This is a genomic window from Alcanivorax sp. HI0044 (genome assembly GCF_001634945.1).
In genome coordinates this window covers 1-1146 of sequence record NZ_LWEZ01001354.1, presented here as the reverse complement: position 1 = coordinate 1146, position 1146 = coordinate 1, and the positions used below count along the sequence as shown (strand labels likewise).

The 1146-nt window shown below is 56.9% G+C and carries 3 protein-coding genes; 2 read left to right on the top strand and 1 reads right to left on the bottom strand.

Annotated features, from left to right (window positions below; all coding sequences use genetic code 11):
• The coding region (locus A3730_RS20060) for a hypothetical protein (RefSeq protein WP_197477540.1) at positions 1-337 on the bottom strand (337 nt) is incomplete at its 3' end.
• A 166-nt stretch (positions 338-503) separates the two neighbouring features.
• Here A3730_RS20060 and dksA point away from each other — a divergent pair.
• On the top strand, positions 504-866 hold the full coding sequence (gene dksA, locus A3730_RS20055) for an RNA polymerase-binding protein DksA (RefSeq protein ID WP_231880621.1): 363 nt from the start codon (positions 504-506) through the stop codon (positions 864-866).
• Positions 867-957: 91 nt separating this feature from the next.
• The coding region (locus A3730_RS20050; protein WP_156501269.1) for a transposase at positions 958-1146 on the top strand (189 nt) is incomplete at its 3' end.

Below are 1146 nucleotides of genomic sequence, written 5' to 3'. Positions count from 1 at the left end.
AAAAAGCCCCGGTTAAAAAGACCGCTGCCAAACCCGCAGTGAAAGCTGCACCCAAGAAAGCAGCGCCCCAAAAGGCCGTAGCGAAGAAGCCCGCAGCCAGCAAAACAGCCAGTAAGGCAACCGCTACGCCCAAAGCAACAACACCCAAAAAAGCGGCCACCAAGAAAGCCGCTGCGCCAAAGGCACCAGCAAAAGCTGCAGCTAGCAAGCCCCAGCCCAAGCCAGCGCCCAAGACTTCGGCAAAGAAAGCCGCTTCCAGAAAGGCTCCAGCAGCACCAAGAACGAAATTACCGGCCTCAGGCAAGGCCACCGCAGCGGCCCGTGCGGCCGCAAACACAGGTTCTGCACGGACTGCAACTGCCGGCAAAAGGACTTCGCCGAGCCGTTCCCCCTCTTCTGCTCAGGTAAATCCGAAAGTGAAAAAGAAAAGCACCAGTTCCTCCGCATCACAGGCCCAGGTTCACGGCTTCAAGCCTTACCAGCCCGGCCCTGACGAGGAATACATGAATGAAGCGCAACGCGACCACTTCCGCAATATCCTGCTGGCTTGGCGCCAGGAGCTAATGGAAGAAGCGGACCGCACCATGCACCACCTGCAGGACGAGCAGGCCAACCTTCCCGACCCGGCCGACCGCGCCACCCAGGAAGAAGAATTCGCTCTGGAACTGCGCACCCGCGACCGTGAGCGCAAGCTGCTCAAGAAAATCGAGAAGACCCTCGATCTGGTGGGCAAGGACGATTACGGCTTCTGCGAAGCCTGTGGCGTAGAAATCGGCATCCGCCGCCTGGAAGCTCGCCCCACTGCGGAAATGTGCATCGACTGCAAAGAGCTCGCTGAAATCAAGGAAAAGCAGCTGGCAGGTTAACGTCAGTTGACAGTGTACAGTTGATAGTTGACAGCTAACGGGGTGGAATGCCCCGGAAAAAGTAGACACCTTCATTTGGAGAGAAGGTGTCATGAAATACAAAGCCAAGCGCTACTTCAGCGATGATTTCAAACGCGAGGCCGTGCAGGCCTCGCTATCCACCACGCAGACACAGTCCGCACTAGCTGGCAAGCTAGGCATACACCCAAAGTTGTTAAGCCGCTGGCGAAGAGAATGGATTGTGACCAAGAAACCGTCTGCTAAATCCGTCCAGAACACG

Excerpts from the sequence above, each read along its gene's own strand:
- dksA (WP_231880621.1), top strand. The coding sequence starts at position 504 with ATGAATGAAGCGCAACGCGACCACTTCCGCAATATCCTGCTGGCTTGG.